We start from the raw sequence: 15783 nt of genomic DNA, 5'->3' as shown, positions 1-15783 counted from the left end.
ACATCAAGTTTTAACCACTCAACATTGAGTTTTATTTTACCTACTGGTCATCATGCTGTTGTACAGGAGATATAGCGACCGTTGGTTGTACCATGACAATCTGTTTTAAACGGATTTGTCTATAGTGTTCTAAACTTCGCTGTAACTGTGCGATCTTTTCTTCTCCCTCATCCAAATGAAAATGTTTCAATTCCCTTAAGCTCACCCACGCAGCCTGTATTTTTTCGAACTCTGTGCCTTTGTCCAATTTCCGTTGTAACCAAACACATAAATCCTGTGCTCGTTGTTGCTTCTCGTATTGATAAGCAAATAATCCACTGGATAAAGTCATGTTATTCAATTGCTCACCCAAATGTTTTTGCATTTCCTGCAATTGTCGAGCTTGTTGGTCAGCGAACGGATAAAGAATAGTTTGTTGAAACCAAATCGCCAACCCAATCATTTCCGCAACCAACTCATCACGCTGCGCATACAATATAGAGCGCTCAGGATGATGCTTATCAAGTCGAGCATCGCCTAGATAAGCCACTAAGCCTTGATCAAGAATAGTTTGAATGTCACCAAGTTCCAATGACGAAGTTGTCTTAAGCTGATGATCATTCAGCAACTCACGTAGTTGATTGCTGCGTAATGATTGAGTGACTAATGAAAGTGCTTGATTGTTTTGACTGAGCAATAGCCATAAATTCCCCAAAAGATGTGTCGAGACCGTTTGCTCAATTGATGATGATCCACATAGGCGCTGCATTGCAACTTGCATGAGATCAGATTGAATTAAACTTTCTACAATATGTGAATCCATTAATAACTGGGGCGCACTTTCGATCACCTGCTGGCTATAAGGAATATCGACATTTTTGCTCCCGAATATCCCACCCATCGATTTGCCTATAGCATTTAAACTGCGTCCAACATCTGCTAACACATGCGTTTCTACAGCGCGGCTTTGGAGAGTCGCAGGTGGTAAAAATGTGGTGACTGCACTTTGAATTGTTTTTCGATAGGCTTTTTGATCAATTGGCTTTTTATAGCGACATAGCAGATCAATCGCATAAGCCACATCACTTACATCAGCTCGATATTGTTGTTGCCGTTGAATCAAACAATTTACATAAGCAAAAAAAGCCACTTCATTGGGTTGGGTCGCATGTTGCATTGCCCATTCATATTGTTCGATTGCCTGAGTATATTGTTCAGCACCAGCATAAGATTTTGCCAAAGCAATTGCATGTTGAGTGCTGGGATAATGCTGCTGAAAATACTTTAACAAATCAATTTTAGGTGCTTGATCTAAGCACTGATCCAGCTGTCGTAGATACGCATTGATTTGCTGCTGTGTGGGATGTAATACCACGAAGTTCAAGAGATACATCAAGCACTGTTCATACCAAGCATATTTCCGTGCATGCATTTCATAAGCAGCGATCAACTCTGTCTCGATCAATTCGATCAATTGCGTTGAGTAAAAGATGTCTTCTGCTGTCTCATGTTTAAATTTCCATTGCTTTGGCAATGACATTTTAAATAAACGTAAAATAAAGTGAGCACTCAGATCTGGGCTTTCCATAGTGACTAACATGAGTTTATCTTGTGTGGAAAGATGTGCTTTTCCTTTGGCAATCCGTGCCAAACGTAATTTGAGAATTTTGGTCGGTAACATGCCTTTCCTTGCGCACTATTCAGCCAATTTAGCTTCAACTTAGCATGAGTTCATGTCGATTAGCGACCATGTTTAGACGAGATGCAGGTGGGTTTAAAATAGTGAAATAAAGACTTGAGCAATTCTCCCACCTTTCGGTCATCTAAATTTGACGATTTAAACATTTCTAGATTTTAGCTTTTGCGGTTTTTTCGCTAAACTACTCAAAACACAATAGGAAAAATCTATGCAATACCGTTGTCCTAAATGTCAAAGCGTAAAAATAATGCCTGCCAGTCAGGGTGCAAATAGTCCACGCCCTAACGTGCCAAAAAGCTTAGTTCTTTTGGTTCCTGCTATTTTTATTTTACTGATCTTGGTACTGATTAGTATTGCCATGTGGATTTTTGGTAATGGTGCAGGTCAAGGACTTCAAATCACAACGATTGTAGTATTTGTGATCTGTGTGATTGCAGGTGGTTTATTTTGGCGTGATCTACCAGATTTTAAAATTTCAATGCAAGCTTTCATGCAAGCACAAAAACATTGGAAATGCCGTGACTGTGGTCATGACTGGCACAACTAAGCACCGTCAAAAATTCACATCAGCTTAATGCTGATGTGAATGATCTGTATCAGATTTGGCATCATGTTGATGTGTGTGTTCACAATTCATTTCTGCATCATCTTCGATTTGTATCGTCATTTCCCTGATTTCATGTTGATGTGCCAGCATCTCCGTGGCCGCTCGATGTAATTGATTACGATCGGCATGAGGTGCAAATAGATGGACCGTCAGATGAATATTTTTAGACGTAATCGCCCACACCTTAAGTTGATGAATGCTTTCAACGCCATCCAATGCCAATAAATCATTCCTTAATTTTTCAATATCGATTTCTTCAGGTACGCCTTCCAATAAGATATTGATACTCTGCTTCAATAAAATCCATGTTCTCGGCAGTACCCAGAATCCAATTGCTACCGCAATAATTGTATCAACCCAATACCAATTGGTGTAATAAATCACGATTGCACCCACAATAACGCCGACTGATCCCAAAGCATCACTGAGTACTTCTAAATATGCACCTTTGATATTTAAACTCTCTGAAGCACTGGACATCAACATTTTCATCGAGATCAGATTCACCACTAAACCCAGTGATGCCACAATCAGCATACCTAAACTATTAATTTCAGGTGGTTGAGTAAAACGCTGATAGGCTTCATACAAAATATACATCGCAACAAAAAACAGCATACAGGCATTAAATAATGCCGCGAGAATTTCAAAACGCTGATAACCAAAAGTGCGTTTATTATCTGCCGGTCGTTTTGCGATTTGGATCGCAGCCAAAGCAATCGCCAGTGCAGCAGCATCTGTAAACATATGTGCAGCATCGGACAACAGCGCTAAACTTTGTGTGATTAAACCTGCAATCACTTCTACAACTAAAAACGTTGATGTCAGAATAAGCGCGATTGTGAGTTTTTTTATATTGCCTTCAGTTACAGCTGCATGGCTGTGATCATGACCTTGATGTCCACTCATGTTGGACTCCTTATAATTGTTTAAATTCAAATATCTTTCTAACTACACTATCTCAAATCATGCATACATATGATTGATGAAGTGCAACAAATTGTCCAAAATTTTCAATACTACATCTCCAACCAAAATTTACGATCGTGGCGGTGGCATGGATGCCACCCGTAGGTCTGCGGCATCAAGGATGTGCCGTCAGACCTACAAAAGATTTTTGCTACTTTTCATCTCTGAAAAGTAGAGTAATGTCTATTCAGACCCCATACGATGAGATATGAACCCACACTCATTTAATTTGTCGCTTTCTCATTCATCCAACGATAGACCACAGGCAAGATCACCAAAGTCAGTAAAGTCGATGAAATAATTCCACCGATCACCACTGTTGCTAGTGGACGCTGAACTTCAGCACCTGTACCCGTTGCGATCGCCATCGGAATAAAACCCAGTGATGCCACAAAAGCAGTCATCAAAACAGGGCGTAACCGTAAAATCGCGCCTTGCCATGTGGCAATATGCAGATCGAATTGATCACGTAGTTCTTTAATAAAGCTCAGCATCACCAATCCGTTCAGTACCGCAACACCTGAAAGCGCAATAAAACCGACACCTGCAGACATCGACAATGGAATATCTCGTAGCCACAATGCAACCAGTCCACCAGACAAGGCAAATGGCACGCCACTAAATACGAGCAAGCTTTCTTTAAAGTTATGGAATACCGCCATCAATAAAGTAAAAATCGCAATCAATGCCAATGGAATCACGATCTGCATACGTGCAGCCGCCGATGCCAAGTTTTCAAACTGCCCACCGTATTCCAGCCAATAGCCCGCGGGTAAAGGTTGCTGTTTTAATGTGGCTTGTAACTCTTGAACAAATGAACCTAAATCACGTCCTTCCACATTTGCAGTGACAATGACTCGACGTTTACCATTTTCACGACCGACTTGACTCATACCAGAAATCGTTTCGACTTTGGCGACGTCTTGCAATTGAACTAAACCACCATTCGGTAACTGGATTGGGAGTTGTGCCAAGCTTTGTGCGGTACGTTGGTTGTCTGGCAAACGAATTTCAAAATCAAAACGACGATCTCCTTGCAAGATTTGCCCAACATTTTGTCCACCTACACTCGCAGCAACAACATCCTGAATACTTCTTACGGATAAACCATACTGCGCAGCCAAAGCGTGATTAATCTCCACATTTAATACAGGTAATCCACTGGTTTGTTCGACTTTTACCGCTGTCGCACCGGATATATTCTGTACTTTTTGCGCAATTGCTTGAGCTTGCGTATTCAATACATCCATATCATCACCAAAAACCTTGATACCAACATCACTACGTATGCCTGAGATCAACTCATTAAAACGCAATTCAATCGGTTGGGAAAACTCACTGTTATTACCAGGAATCGTTGCCAAAAAGGCTTGCATTCTTGTACGTAATTCATCAATGCTCTCTTTGGGATTCTCCCATTCCTTTTTCGGCTTTAATAAAATCACCGCATCTGAAATATTAGGCGGCATCACATCGGTTGCCACCTCAGCCGTTCCTGTTCGTGCAAAAATTGCTTTTACTTCAGGGAAGTTTTTCAGAATCAACTTTTCAGTGGTTTCTTGCATCCGCAAAGACTGCTCTAAACCTGTACTTGGAGAACGCATTTGCTGCACGGCAAAATCCCCCTCACTTAACTGAGGCGCAAACTCACTCCCGATCTTGGTGCTTAAAATTCCCGTCAACAGCAAAATGCTGATCGCTAAAGTCACCACGACCAACCTAAACTGATAAGCCAGATCTAAAAGCTGTTGATATTTTCCTTTTAAAACTTGCATCCAACGCGATTCTTTCTCTTTCACCTCACCCGTGACAAATAACGCAACTGCGGCAGGTACAAAAGTGACCGACAGAATCATTGCGCCTAGCAATGCCATCACGACAGTCATCGCCATGGGGTGGAACATCTTGGCCTCAACACCTGTTAAAGCGAAAATAGGTAAATACACCACCATAATAATGGCTTGCCCAAACAATAAAGGTTTCCGTGCCTGTTTTGCCGCAAGAAAGACTTCTTTAAAACGCTCTTGTCGGGTTAATAACCGCCCTGCATGATGCTGTGCTTCTGCCAATCGCCGAATACAGTTCTCTACAATGACAACTGCGCCATCGACGATAATCCCGAAATCCAATGCACCCAAGCTCATCAAGTTGGCACTGATGTTCTGCTCTGCCATTCCTGTAAGTGTAAATAACATTGAGAGTGGAATAACACAGGCTGTAATTAGTGCTGCTCGGAAATTTCCCAAGAAAATAAATAGAATGACGATGACGAGAATCGCACCTTCTACTAAGTTTTTTTGAACTGTTTTAATGGCTTTATTCACGAGACTGGTACGATCATAGACCGTTTCAATCTCAACACCTTTTGGCAAGGTCATTTGAATTTCTTGGATTTTCGCATCAACGGCTTGGGCAACGGTACGGCTATTTTCACCCATCATCATCATGGCAATGCCAAGAACGGTTTCCTCGCCATTATAGGTTGCCGCGCCCGTACGTAAATCATGTCCAATCGCAACCGATGCAATATCTGCGACGCGGATGGGTAGACCATTTTTAACACTGACCGTAATATTTTGAATATCTTCAACGCTGCTCAACATCCCCGGTACACGCACTGTGAGCTGCTGACCATTTTCTTCAATAAAGCCAGCACCACGGTTCTCATTATTTTCCTGTAACGCCGTTTGGAACTCGGTTAAGGAAATCTGGAGTTGCTGCAACCGCTTTAAATCGGGAGAAACAATATAGGTTTTGTTATAGCCACCAATGCTATTAATTTCGGCTACACCTTTGACTCGCTGTAATTGAGGCCGTACGATCCAGTCTTGGATCTCTCTCAAGTCCATAGCCGTATAGGGTGTTCCGTCCTCTTTTTTGGCATCGGCTTTGGCTTTAATCACCCATTGGTAAATCTCTCCAAGTCCTGTGGAAATCGGCGACATCACAGGATCAACTGCATCAGGCAACTGCCCATCAGCCTCCTGCAAACGCTGATTAATCAACTGTCGTGCCCAGTAAATATCCGTACCATCTTTAAAAATAATGGTCACTTGGGATAGACCATAGCGCGAAATTGAGCGCGTCTGTTCCAGATTCGGAATACCAGCCATCGCTGTTTCGATCGGATAAGTAATCCTTTGCTCAACTTCTAAAGCAGTATAACCATTGGCCTGAGTATTAATTTGTACCTGCGTATTGGTAATATCAGGTACCGCATCAATCGGCAGTTTTTGATAACTCCAGACACCAATGGCAATCCATGTCATCACAAAGAGCATGACCCAAATGGCATTGCGAATCGCAAACTGGATCAAACGATCAAACAGCCCTTCGGGTTTAGGTAACTGAGAAGAATTAGTGGTCATGTTCCGCTTCTCCTTTCTCAAGTTCCGATTTCAGTAAGAAACTGCCTGCTGCGACATAGGATTGTCCAACACTTAAACCTTGCTTAATTTCAACCCACTCACCATCCTGCCTCTCTGAAATGTTTCGCTGCCCAATTTGTACTGGAACTGCTTTAAACTCAAAACCTTTATCCTGATTTTTCTCTGCAACGAATACCACCTGCTTGCCATCAACTTGTTGAATTGCCTCTGCACTCACACGCATCACTGATGCAGTTGAACCAGATTGTAATTCCACATTCACCATGAGATTTGGACGCAATTCAGTCGCATTGGATTGCACTTTGGCACGAACCTGTAAACGACCTGTTTGTGCATCAGCTTCTGTTGTCAGGCTTTGTACTTGAGCATTAAAAATATTGCCTGTTTGTAGTGACTTAAATCGAATCTGTTGGTTTGGTTGCACATTGACATTCGCCATAGTCGGCAACACAAATTCCAACCACAATTGATCTAGCTGATCAATGGTAAATAATTGGTCGGCGAGTTGAACATTTTCTCCAATCACAATATCTTTATTGCTAATTACACCACTAATGGGTGCGGTTAAGGTATATCGACCATTCGACCCTGAACCAGCGCCAAAAGCCGTTAAACGTGAACGTGCAGCTTGAACTTGGATTTGTGCTTGGCGATAGGCATTGTAAGCACGTTGGTATTCTTGCTTAGCTGAAATTCCTTGTGACCATAAGCTTCGTTCACGCTCATAATCTTGCTTTGCAAGTTCCAAATTGGTTTGCGCAATTTGCAAGTTGGCTTGTTGATCAACCAAATCTGGCACGAGAAGATTTGCCAATGCTTGACCACGTTTCACTTGCTGCCCTAATTCGACATAAACCGATTCAACTCGTCCCGCAAAACTTGGCGACACATGAGCTTGTCGATCCGTATTAACAACCAGTTTCGCAGGATAACTTTGAATCTGATTGACCTCACCCATAGCCACTTGAGCAAGCTTCAAGTTATGCTGTTGCATTTGCTCTAAGGTCAAACTCAGACCATCTTCATCATGCTCCTCAGTTGATGCCTCACTTGTATGTTCATCTGCCTCATTTTCCTGATGAGAATGACCTTGTTCACTTTGTGGCTTACTGCCTTTTTCCCAGAGTAAAACTGTTGCGAGAAAACCTGTAACAACAAGGATGACTGCAATCCAAACCCATTGCTTAGGCATTTTTGATTTCATCTTCATTACATTATTCTCCGACTTGGCTTGGGAAAGCACTTGCTTGTTGCCACATACGTTGATTGAGTTGCATCAATGCATCTTTAGCAGTGATCTGATCTGAGGAAAGCCCCATACGTGCCGTTTGCACATCGATATTGAGTTGCCATGCTTGCTTGAGCAGTTGGACTTTACGCAAACGAACGTCTTGTAGCTGGATTGTGGCTTGCTGAACATCAGTCACGGAAAACTTACCCAACCTGAAACCTTGCAAGGTTTTTTGTTGAACTTGTATCGCTAACGGTATTTGCTGATCACTCAATTGTTGATATTGGCTTTGCAAGGCTTTTAACTCAGTCATGCGAAGATCGATATCCAACTGATTTTGCTGACGATAAAAACGCTGCTGTTGTTGAATTAAAGTCTGTTTAGCTTGCGCAATTTGGATTCCATATTTTTGTGAATTAAAAATATTGAGTGGGATCTCTACACCTAATCGAATTTGACTTTCAGTATTTTGGTCTGCCGAACGCGTACGATTTACCCCCAAAGTCATCGTTGGTTGAGGACGCGACTGCGCTTTGAGCTGTTCAATATGCGCCTGTTGACGCTGCGTTTCGAGCTGTAAGCCTTGTTCAAAAAGGTTCTGATTTTGTTCAGACACAGTTTGAATGGTCATTGCCTGCGTCCAAAGCTCATTTACATTGGGCTGAATCGAAAAAGATGGCGTGCTTTCCCCCCATAATCCAGCCAACTGTTTTTGCGCAACTTGGAGCTGTAAATCTGCTTGTTGGCTAAGTCGCTGGTTCTCAAGATGTGCCATACGAACCCGCTCAACATCGACTTGGGCAATACTCCCAGCTTGATAACGTTTTTCAGTTGCCTCTAAGTTCTGCTGACTCACCTGTAATTGCTCAGCGATCGCTGCCTTTTCCAATTGCAATAACGCGACTTGAGACCATACATATTCAACAATTAATTCCAATTCAGCGTTATAACGCTGCTGTGACAAATCTACTTGGTGAGCAGAAAGCTTCGCGACCTTTTGCGCGGCCTTTCGCTGCCCAAATAGATCTAAAGGTTGTGAAATACCAATGGACAGTTCGCGATCCTGATCACTTTGCAAGCCTGTTTGTTCGACCGAAAGACTAGGATTGGCCCACAGAGCACTTTGCTTAAGTTGCACACTCGCCATTTGTTGCTGTGTTTGCCAACTGGATTGTTGATTTTGATAGTTGCGAACGCGCGCTAACACCCCGTCAAAGCTCGCATTTTGCTGTGCGATAGTGATCGATGATTGATTCGCATTTAATAATGATTCCGCCAAAACGGATTGGCTGGAAAGCACCGCAATTAAAGCCAATACCGAATATTTCAAAGCAATGGAATGCGTCGCAGGATTGAGCGTGTGATTTTTCAACGTACCGATACGCTGAGATAGATTAAAAGACATATAAAGCCCCGCAAATAAAAGAAGATGCGGTGGGCTATTTTTCGGCTACCCCACCTATAGCGGGGTTAGTAGCGGCGGCGGATTTAATCCAGATAGATGCGGAGACTGATAAGAATTAGACCAATAATATTTTTGTTTTGTCTCATGATCACTCAAAACAAGATGATCAAGCTGTTGCTGTGCTTCAGTAACCACGACATGAAAACAGGATGGCAAATGATCATGGTGATCTTGCAAACTTAATGGCATCGGCAAATCACTTGAATCTTGATTTATCTTCAAGACAGATATTTCCGTCACATCTATATTTTCTGGTACATGATGACCGAAATGACCAACAGAAACAGTTTGCTGCGTTGTACTTTCATGACCACAATAAGCTGCCGCCACATTCCAAAGGCTTTGGAATATGAAAAGGCTGAGCAAGACGGTTATAAAAATACTTGATCGACGCAAAGTTTTCTCTTTAGTCAAAAATTGCACAACTGAACTATAGCAAGGAAGTTTGATGTAATAAAATTACATCTCTCCATTCAGCACTAAAATCTTTTTAAAAACGCAAGATTCACAAAAACTAATCAATACATTTTGACAGTCGGGGACTGCTCACTTGCCGAGCAGTCCCCTAAAAAATTAACCCGATGATTTACACTTATGCTTGGTGTTGCTGTGCTTAATGTCATGTTCGACATTTGCTTTCATTTCTTGTTGAGACTGAAGATTTCTTTCTAAGAAAATCAAACCTCCATCTGCATTTGCCAAGCTTGCTGAAAGGAATAACACCATAAAACATAGTTTTTTATTAAATTGAATCAACATTATCTTCACCTGATTTAAATGTTTTTGATTCATCTGATTCGAGGATTTGACCTCCAAACAAAATGAATAAAATTGTTCATTTATGATCTACTTCAATCATTTACCTAGCAAAATGGTGAAATGACGTATTGAAATAGAGAGCTTTCTGGTGAGTATTTTGAAACTACCCCACCAATAGCGGGGCAAAGACTGGAGGGGGATTTAAGCTTGTTAGATATGGCGACTGGTAATGATTGGACCAGTTATATTTTTGTTCTAATTCATGTATCCGTAGAATTGGTTGCTTCAATTGCTGTTGTTCTTGAATAACAATTGCATGAAAACATGTTGGCAAATGATCGTGATGATCTTGCACGTTCAACAACCATGAAGCATCGGCCTCTTGAACTGCGACTAAAGAATTCGTTTGCTCTTTAGAATTATCCAACGCATGATGACCAAAATGATTAACCGAAACGGTCTGCTGAGTTGTAACTTCATGACCACAATACGCGGCCGCCACATTCCAAATACTTTGGAACATGAACAAACTTAGCAAGAGTGTCATGAATACAAGTGAACGTCTCATGTTTGATCAACTGTTCAAAATCAGATTAACTATAGCAACGAAAGCTGATGTAATAAAATTACATTAAACAAAAACTAAATAATTTTAAATTTTAGGCTTAAACTATCAATATTTCCCTCTGCTCAAAAATAATAATTTTCTTATGCATATCAACCCCGACCACTATTTAGAAACTGTCTCAGGTAGAGTCTTCACAAGTGAACGAAATCAGATGGCATGGGCAAAATGCTTTCATGACTTGGAAAATGAAATCATTAACAACTCAAGCGTACAAATCGTTTATGTCTTGATTGGTTGCCAAGCTGCTGGTAAAAGTACTTGGGCTGACGAAAAAATAAAGGAAGAGCCTTATAATATTATTTTTGATGCCATCTTAGTCAAAAAAGAGGAAAGAGCACCTATTCTAGAAATCGCACGTTTCCATAATATTGAATGTGTGGCAGTGATGTTCAAAACACCTTTATCGATTTGTCTAGAACGAAATAACAATAGAACCTTAGATACCAAGGTTGATGAACAGGCTCTCAAGAATGTTTTCGCAGCCATAGAATCCCCAACACTAGATGAAGGATTTACAAGTATCATTTTTGTATAAAAGTAAAAAACCAGCCCTCAGGCTGGTTTTTTATCAATCAGGTCTTAGCCCGAAATTTTCTTATATTTAGAGCGTTTCGTTGTTGCAGCATCACCCAAACGTGACTGACGATATGCTTCATATTCTGCATAGTTACCTGTGTAGAATTCAGGCTGCTCATTTTCAAATGACAGAATATGCGTTGCAATACGGTCAAGGAACCAACGGTCATGCGATACCACCATCACAGTACCAGGGAATACAAGAATTGCATCCTCAAGTGCACGTAAAGTTTCGATATCCAAGTCGTTTGATGGTTCATCCAGTAAGATCACATTTGCACCCATCTGTAAGATCTTGGCAAGTTGTAAACGATTACGTTCACCACCCGACAATTCACCTACGCGTTTCTGCTGATCTTGACCTTTAAAGTTAAAGCGACCGATATAAGCACGTGATGCAATTTCGTAATCACCAATTTTCAGGATATCTAAACCGCCAGAAACTTCTTCCCAAACCGTTTTGTTGTTATCCAAGGTGTCACGAATCTGACCGACATAAGCGACTTTAACTGATTCACCTAAAGTCACAGTACCGGTATCAGGTTGCTGTTCACCAGTCATCATACGGAATAAAGTGGTTTTACCCGCACCGTTTGGACCAACGATACCCACAATTGCTGTAGGCGGTACACTGAAGCTTAAGTTTTCATACAATAAGCGACCATCGAATGATTTGCTGATCCCTTCCACTTCCACAACCTTGTTGCCTAAACGTGGACCAGGTGGAATATAGATTTCAGACGTTTCATTACGTTGTTGGAATTCTTTAGAGTTAAGCTCTTCAAAACGTTCCATACGTGCTTTGTTTTTCTTCTGCTGGCCTTTCGCATTTGAACGAACCCATTCAAGTTCTTTTTTCAATGCTTTTGCAAAAGATTCTTCTTGCTTCTGTTCCTGCTCTAAACGCGCATTTTTCTGTTCAAGCCAAGAAGTATAGTTGCCTTGGTATGGAATACCATGCCCACGGTCAAGCTCAAGAATCCACTCAGCAACGTTATCCAAGAAATAACGGTCATGCGTAATCGCAACGATCGTGCCAGGGAAATCTTTCAAGAAGCGTTCTAACCACGATACAGACTCTGCATCCAAGTGGTTCGTCGGTTCGTCAAGAAGCAACATATCTGGCTTCGAAAGCAATAAACGGCACAACGCAACACGACGACGCTCACCACCTGAAAGTAAGGATACATCTGCATCCCATGCAGGTAGGTTCAAAGCACCTGCTGCGATTTCAAGCTGATTATTGAGGTTATGTGCATCCCAAGCATGGATGATAGATTCTAATTTTTCTTGCTCTTTTGCAAGCGCATCAAAATCTGCATCAGGATCCGCATATTCAGCAAAAACTTGGTCAAGACGTTCTAAAGCATCAAGCGCTTCACGCACGCCATCTTCAACGTTACCACGAACATCTTTGGTTGGATCTAATGGCGGCTCTTGCTCTAAGTAACCGATTTTGATTCCAGGTTGCGCGCGTGCTTCACCTGAGAAATCTTTATCTACGCCCGCCATAATACGGAGCAAAGTAGATTTACCCGCACCGTTTAAACCAAGCACACCAATTTTTGCACCTGGGAAAAATGATAAAGAGATATCTTTTAGGATTTCGCGCTTTGGCGGAACCATTTTAGACACTCGGTTCATCGTATAAATATATTGGGCCACGCAGGACTCCTCAATTGAAAAACCAACACATCGCAAAAAGCGAAAAATAATCGCACGTATTATACGCTGAAAACCCAATCAACATGAAGTTAAGTTAGATTTTGTTTGGGACAAATAAAAGGATTTTCTATTTCAAGACATTACGCGATTGCTTTGGACAGATAAGCCAAAACTCATGGGAAGATAAGCTGCTATACATATCATTAAAAACGCAATAAATCGCATAAATTGTGCACCATTTTGGACAGATTTTCAGCTACACTCGATCATTATTTAACTCACATAGATGATGTAAACATGACTTATAAAGACGAAACTTTAGCCATTCATGCGGGATATTCACCAGAAGCAACCACCAAAGCAGTCGCAGTACCCATTTATCAAACCACGTCTTATGCCTTTGATAACACACAACATGGGGCAGATTTATTCGATTTAAAAGTTCAGGGAAATATCTACACTCGGATCATGAATCCAACCACCGCTGTGCTGGAGCAACGTCTCGCAGCGCTTGAAGGTGGTATTGGCGCTTTAGCTTTAGCCTCTGGTATGGCAGCAATCACTTACTCGATTCAAACGATTGCTGAAGCAGGCGACAATATTGCTTCTGTTTCAACTTTATACGGTGGGACCTATAATTTATTTGCCCATACTTTACCGAAACAAGGTATCGAAGTACGCTTCTTTGATTATCAGAATCCAGAAGCATTACGTTCAATTATTGATGAGAAAACCAAATTAGTTTTTGTGGAATCAATTGGTAATCCACTCGGTAATATTATTGACCTTGAAGCGATCTCAAAAATTGCGCATGAATATGGCGTACCCGTGATTGTGGACAATACCGTGGCAACGCCTGCCCTACTCAAACCATTTGAATTTGGTGCCGATATCGTAATTCATTCACTCACTAAATATATCGGCGGTCATGGCAATAGTATTGGCGGCATCATTGTGGATAGTGGGAAGTTTCCTTGGGGTAAATATCCAGAACGTTTCAAGGCATTAAATACCCCTGACCCAAGCTATCACGGCGTCAATTATGTGGAAGCACTTGGAGAAGCTGCTTATATTGCACGCGCGCGCGTCGTTCCATTACGTAATACAGGCGCAGCAATTAGCCCTTTGAGTGTGTTCTTAATTTTACAAGGATTAGAAACTTTAAATCTTCGTATGGAACGTCATACTGAAAATGCAATCAGAATTGCGGAATATTTAAAACAACACCCAAAAGTAAAATGGGTGAACTATGCAGGTTTAGAAGATCATCCACAGCATGATTTGGCACAAAAATATGTGAAAGGGAAACCTTCTGCGATCCTCTCATTCGGTGTCCAAGATGGATTAGAAGGTGGAACTCGTTTTATTGATGCATTACAGTTATTTACCCGCCTTGTAAACATCGGCGATGCAAAAAGTTTAGCGTGTCATCCTGCCACCACAACTCATCGCCAATTAAACGCAGAAGAACTCAAATCGGCAGGTGTCAGTGAGGACCTAGTGCGCTTGTCTATTGGCATTGAGCATATCGATGACCTCATTGCAGATCTTGAACAGGCTCTCGCACAGGTTTAATCGCATTGAAATCAATGAGCCTCCTGATGGGGGCTTATTTTTTGTTCAAATTAAGTAGAATATGATTGCTTTTTCAACTATTACAACATCTTGTTTTAGAGTTTTTACTCTAAAAAAACTATTATTTTTCAAACATTTACACTAGACAAACAAAAAATATCGGTTAATATTAATACAAAATAAAGTGCAATGTTTAATCGCAACAAGGATACATTGCAAACAACAGCTCGATTAATGTAGGACACTTACATGAACGCAAAACTCAAAAAACTTTTTCAGCAAAAAGTCGACGGGAAAACAATCATTGTCACAGGTGCTTCAAGTGGTATTGGTTTAACGGTTTCAAAATACCTTGCTCAAGCAGGCGCACATGTCTTATTGATTGCTCGTACCAAAGAAAAGTTGGATGAGGTAAAAGCTGAGATTGAAGCTGAGGGCGGCAAAGCAACTGTATTTCCATGTGATTTGAATGATATGGAATCTATCGATGCCGTTTCAAAGGACATCTTAGCGGCTGTAGATCATATTGATATTCTGGTAAATAATGCAGGACGCTCAATCCGCCGTGCAGTTCATGAATCGATTGATCGTTTCCATGATTTTGAACGCACCATGCAACTCAATTATTTTGGTGCAGTCCGTTTGGTGTTGAATCTTCTTCCACATATGATGCAACGCAAAAATGGGCAAATCATCAATATTAGTTCAATCGGTGTTCTCGCAAATGCAACGCGTTTTTCTGCTTATGTTGCATCAAAAGCTGCTTTAGATGCTTTTAGCCGTTGTTTGTCTGCTGAAGTGCATTCACATAAAATCGCAATCACGTCGATTTATATGCCTTTAGTACGTACGCCAATGATCGCACCGACAAAGATTTATAAATATGTACCAACGCTTTCTCCAGAAGAAGCTGCGGATCTGATTGCGTATGCAATCGTGAAACGTCCGAAGAAAATCGCAACCAATCTTGGACGCTTAGCTTCAATTACTTATGCTGTTGCGCCAGACATTAATAATATCTTGATGTCGATTGGTTTCAATTTATTCCCAAGCTCAACCGCATCTGTCGGTAAGCAAGAGAAGCTCAATCTTATGCAGCGTGCCTATGCACGTTTGTTCCCAGGTGAACATTGGTAATCTGATTGTGAACAAAGACCTTTCTCTCTGAGGAAGGTCTTTTTTCATTGATCTTCAAAATGTGTATAAGTTTAAACTTATCCACAAGTTTGTTGTTTTAATCG

The 15783-nt window shown here is 41.2% G+C and carries 13 protein-coding genes; 4 read left to right on the top strand and 9 right to left on the bottom strand.

What is annotated here, in order from left to right; translation table 11 throughout:
- Nucleotides 1-40: 40 nt before the first annotated feature.
- Nucleotides 41-1660 carry a hypothetical protein gene (locus DS737_RS01180; protein ID WP_113996580.1) on the bottom strand — a complete coding sequence of 540 codons (1620 nt, stop codon included), beginning with the start codon at nucleotides 1658-1660 and terminating at the stop codon, nucleotides 41-43.
- Nucleotides 1661-1886: 226 nt separating this feature from the next.
- Between DS737_RS01180 and DS737_RS01175 the strand changes: the two genes are divergently transcribed.
- A complete protein-coding gene (locus tag DS737_RS01175) occupies nucleotides 1887-2225 on the top strand; it encodes a hypothetical protein (protein WP_004641358.1) in 339 nt (112 codons plus the stop codon).
- A gap of 24 nt (nucleotides 2226-2249) precedes the next feature.
- On the opposite strand, the gene DS737_RS01170 is transcribed toward DS737_RS01175, so the two are convergent.
- The 7 genes from DS737_RS01170 to DS737_RS01140 form a co-directional block, all read right to left on the bottom strand.
- Complete coding sequence (locus DS737_RS01170; RefSeq protein ID WP_005087053.1) at nucleotides 2250-3194, bottom strand: cation diffusion facilitator family transporter; 945 nt, start codon at nucleotides 3192-3194, stop codon at nucleotides 2250-2252.
- Between the two features lie 284 nt (nucleotides 3195-3478).
- Nucleotides 3479-6622 carry an efflux RND transporter permease subunit gene (locus DS737_RS01165; RefSeq protein ID WP_113996579.1) on the bottom strand — a complete coding sequence of 1048 codons (3144 nt, stop codon included), beginning with the start codon at nucleotides 6620-6622 and terminating at the stop codon, nucleotides 3479-3481.
- A complete protein-coding gene (locus tag DS737_RS01160) occupies nucleotides 6612-7853 on the bottom strand; it encodes an efflux RND transporter periplasmic adaptor subunit (RefSeq protein ID WP_113996578.1) in 1242 nt (413 codons plus the stop codon). Before DS737_RS01160 ends, DS737_RS01165 begins: the two co-directional genes overlap by 11 nt.
- 4 nt (nucleotides 7854-7857) lie before the next feature.
- On the bottom strand, nucleotides 7858-9279 hold the full coding sequence (locus DS737_RS01155) for a TolC family protein (RefSeq protein WP_008941128.1): 1422 nt from the start codon (nucleotides 9277-9279) through the stop codon (nucleotides 7858-7860).
- Between the two features lie 54 nt (nucleotides 9280-9333).
- Nucleotides 9334-9762, bottom strand: coding sequence for a cation efflux protein, CzcI-like (locus DS737_RS01150; protein ID WP_008941127.1), 429 nt, complete (start codon nucleotides 9760-9762; stop codon nucleotides 9334-9336).
- 150 nt (nucleotides 9763-9912) lie between these two features.
- Entirely contained in the window at nucleotides 9913-10098 is a 186-nt protein-coding gene (locus DS737_RS01145; protein ID WP_005087061.1) for a hypothetical protein, read from the bottom strand.
- Nucleotides 10099-10261: 163 nt separating this feature from the next.
- Nucleotides 10262-10666 carry a cation efflux protein, CzcI-like gene (locus DS737_RS01140; protein ID WP_346772086.1) on the bottom strand — a complete coding sequence of 135 codons (405 nt, stop codon included), beginning with the start codon at nucleotides 10664-10666 and terminating at the stop codon, nucleotides 10262-10264.
- Between the two features lie 211 nt (nucleotides 10667-10877).
- On the opposite strand from DS737_RS01140, the gene DS737_RS01135 reads away from it, so the two are divergent.
- Nucleotides 10878-11261, top strand: a complete 384-nt coding sequence (locus tag DS737_RS01135) for an AAA family ATPase (protein ID WP_228206835.1) — start codon at nucleotides 10878-10880, stop codon at nucleotides 11259-11261.
- Nucleotides 11262-11305: 44 nt separating this feature from the next.
- Here DS737_RS01135 and ettA read toward each other — a convergent pair whose 3' ends face one another.
- Entirely contained in the window at nucleotides 11306-12967 is a 1662-nt protein-coding gene (gene ettA, locus DS737_RS01130) for an energy-dependent translational throttle protein EttA (protein ID WP_004641376.1), read from the bottom strand.
- A 297-nt stretch (nucleotides 12968-13264) separates the two neighbouring features.
- On the opposite strand from ettA, the gene DS737_RS01125 reads away from it, so the two are divergent.
- Together DS737_RS01125 and DS737_RS01120 are read left to right on the top strand one after the other, a co-directional pair.
- Entirely contained in the window at nucleotides 13265-14542 is a 1278-nt protein-coding gene (locus tag DS737_RS01125) for an O-acetylhomoserine aminocarboxypropyltransferase/cysteine synthase family protein (RefSeq protein ID WP_004641379.1), read from the top strand.
- Between the two features lie 249 nt (nucleotides 14543-14791).
- A complete protein-coding gene (locus tag DS737_RS01120) occupies nucleotides 14792-15679 on the top strand; it encodes an SDR family NAD(P)-dependent oxidoreductase (protein ID WP_004641380.1) in 888 nt (295 codons plus the stop codon).
- Nucleotides 15680-15783: the final 104 nt, after the last annotated feature.

The sequence above is a fragment of the Acinetobacter haemolyticus genome (genome assembly GCF_003323815.1).
Classification (GTDB): Bacteria; Pseudomonadota; Gammaproteobacteria; order Pseudomonadales; family Moraxellaceae; genus Acinetobacter; species Acinetobacter haemolyticus.
Note: the sequence above shows the minus strand (reverse complement) of the source record. Positions and strands in the feature narration are given on the sequence as shown.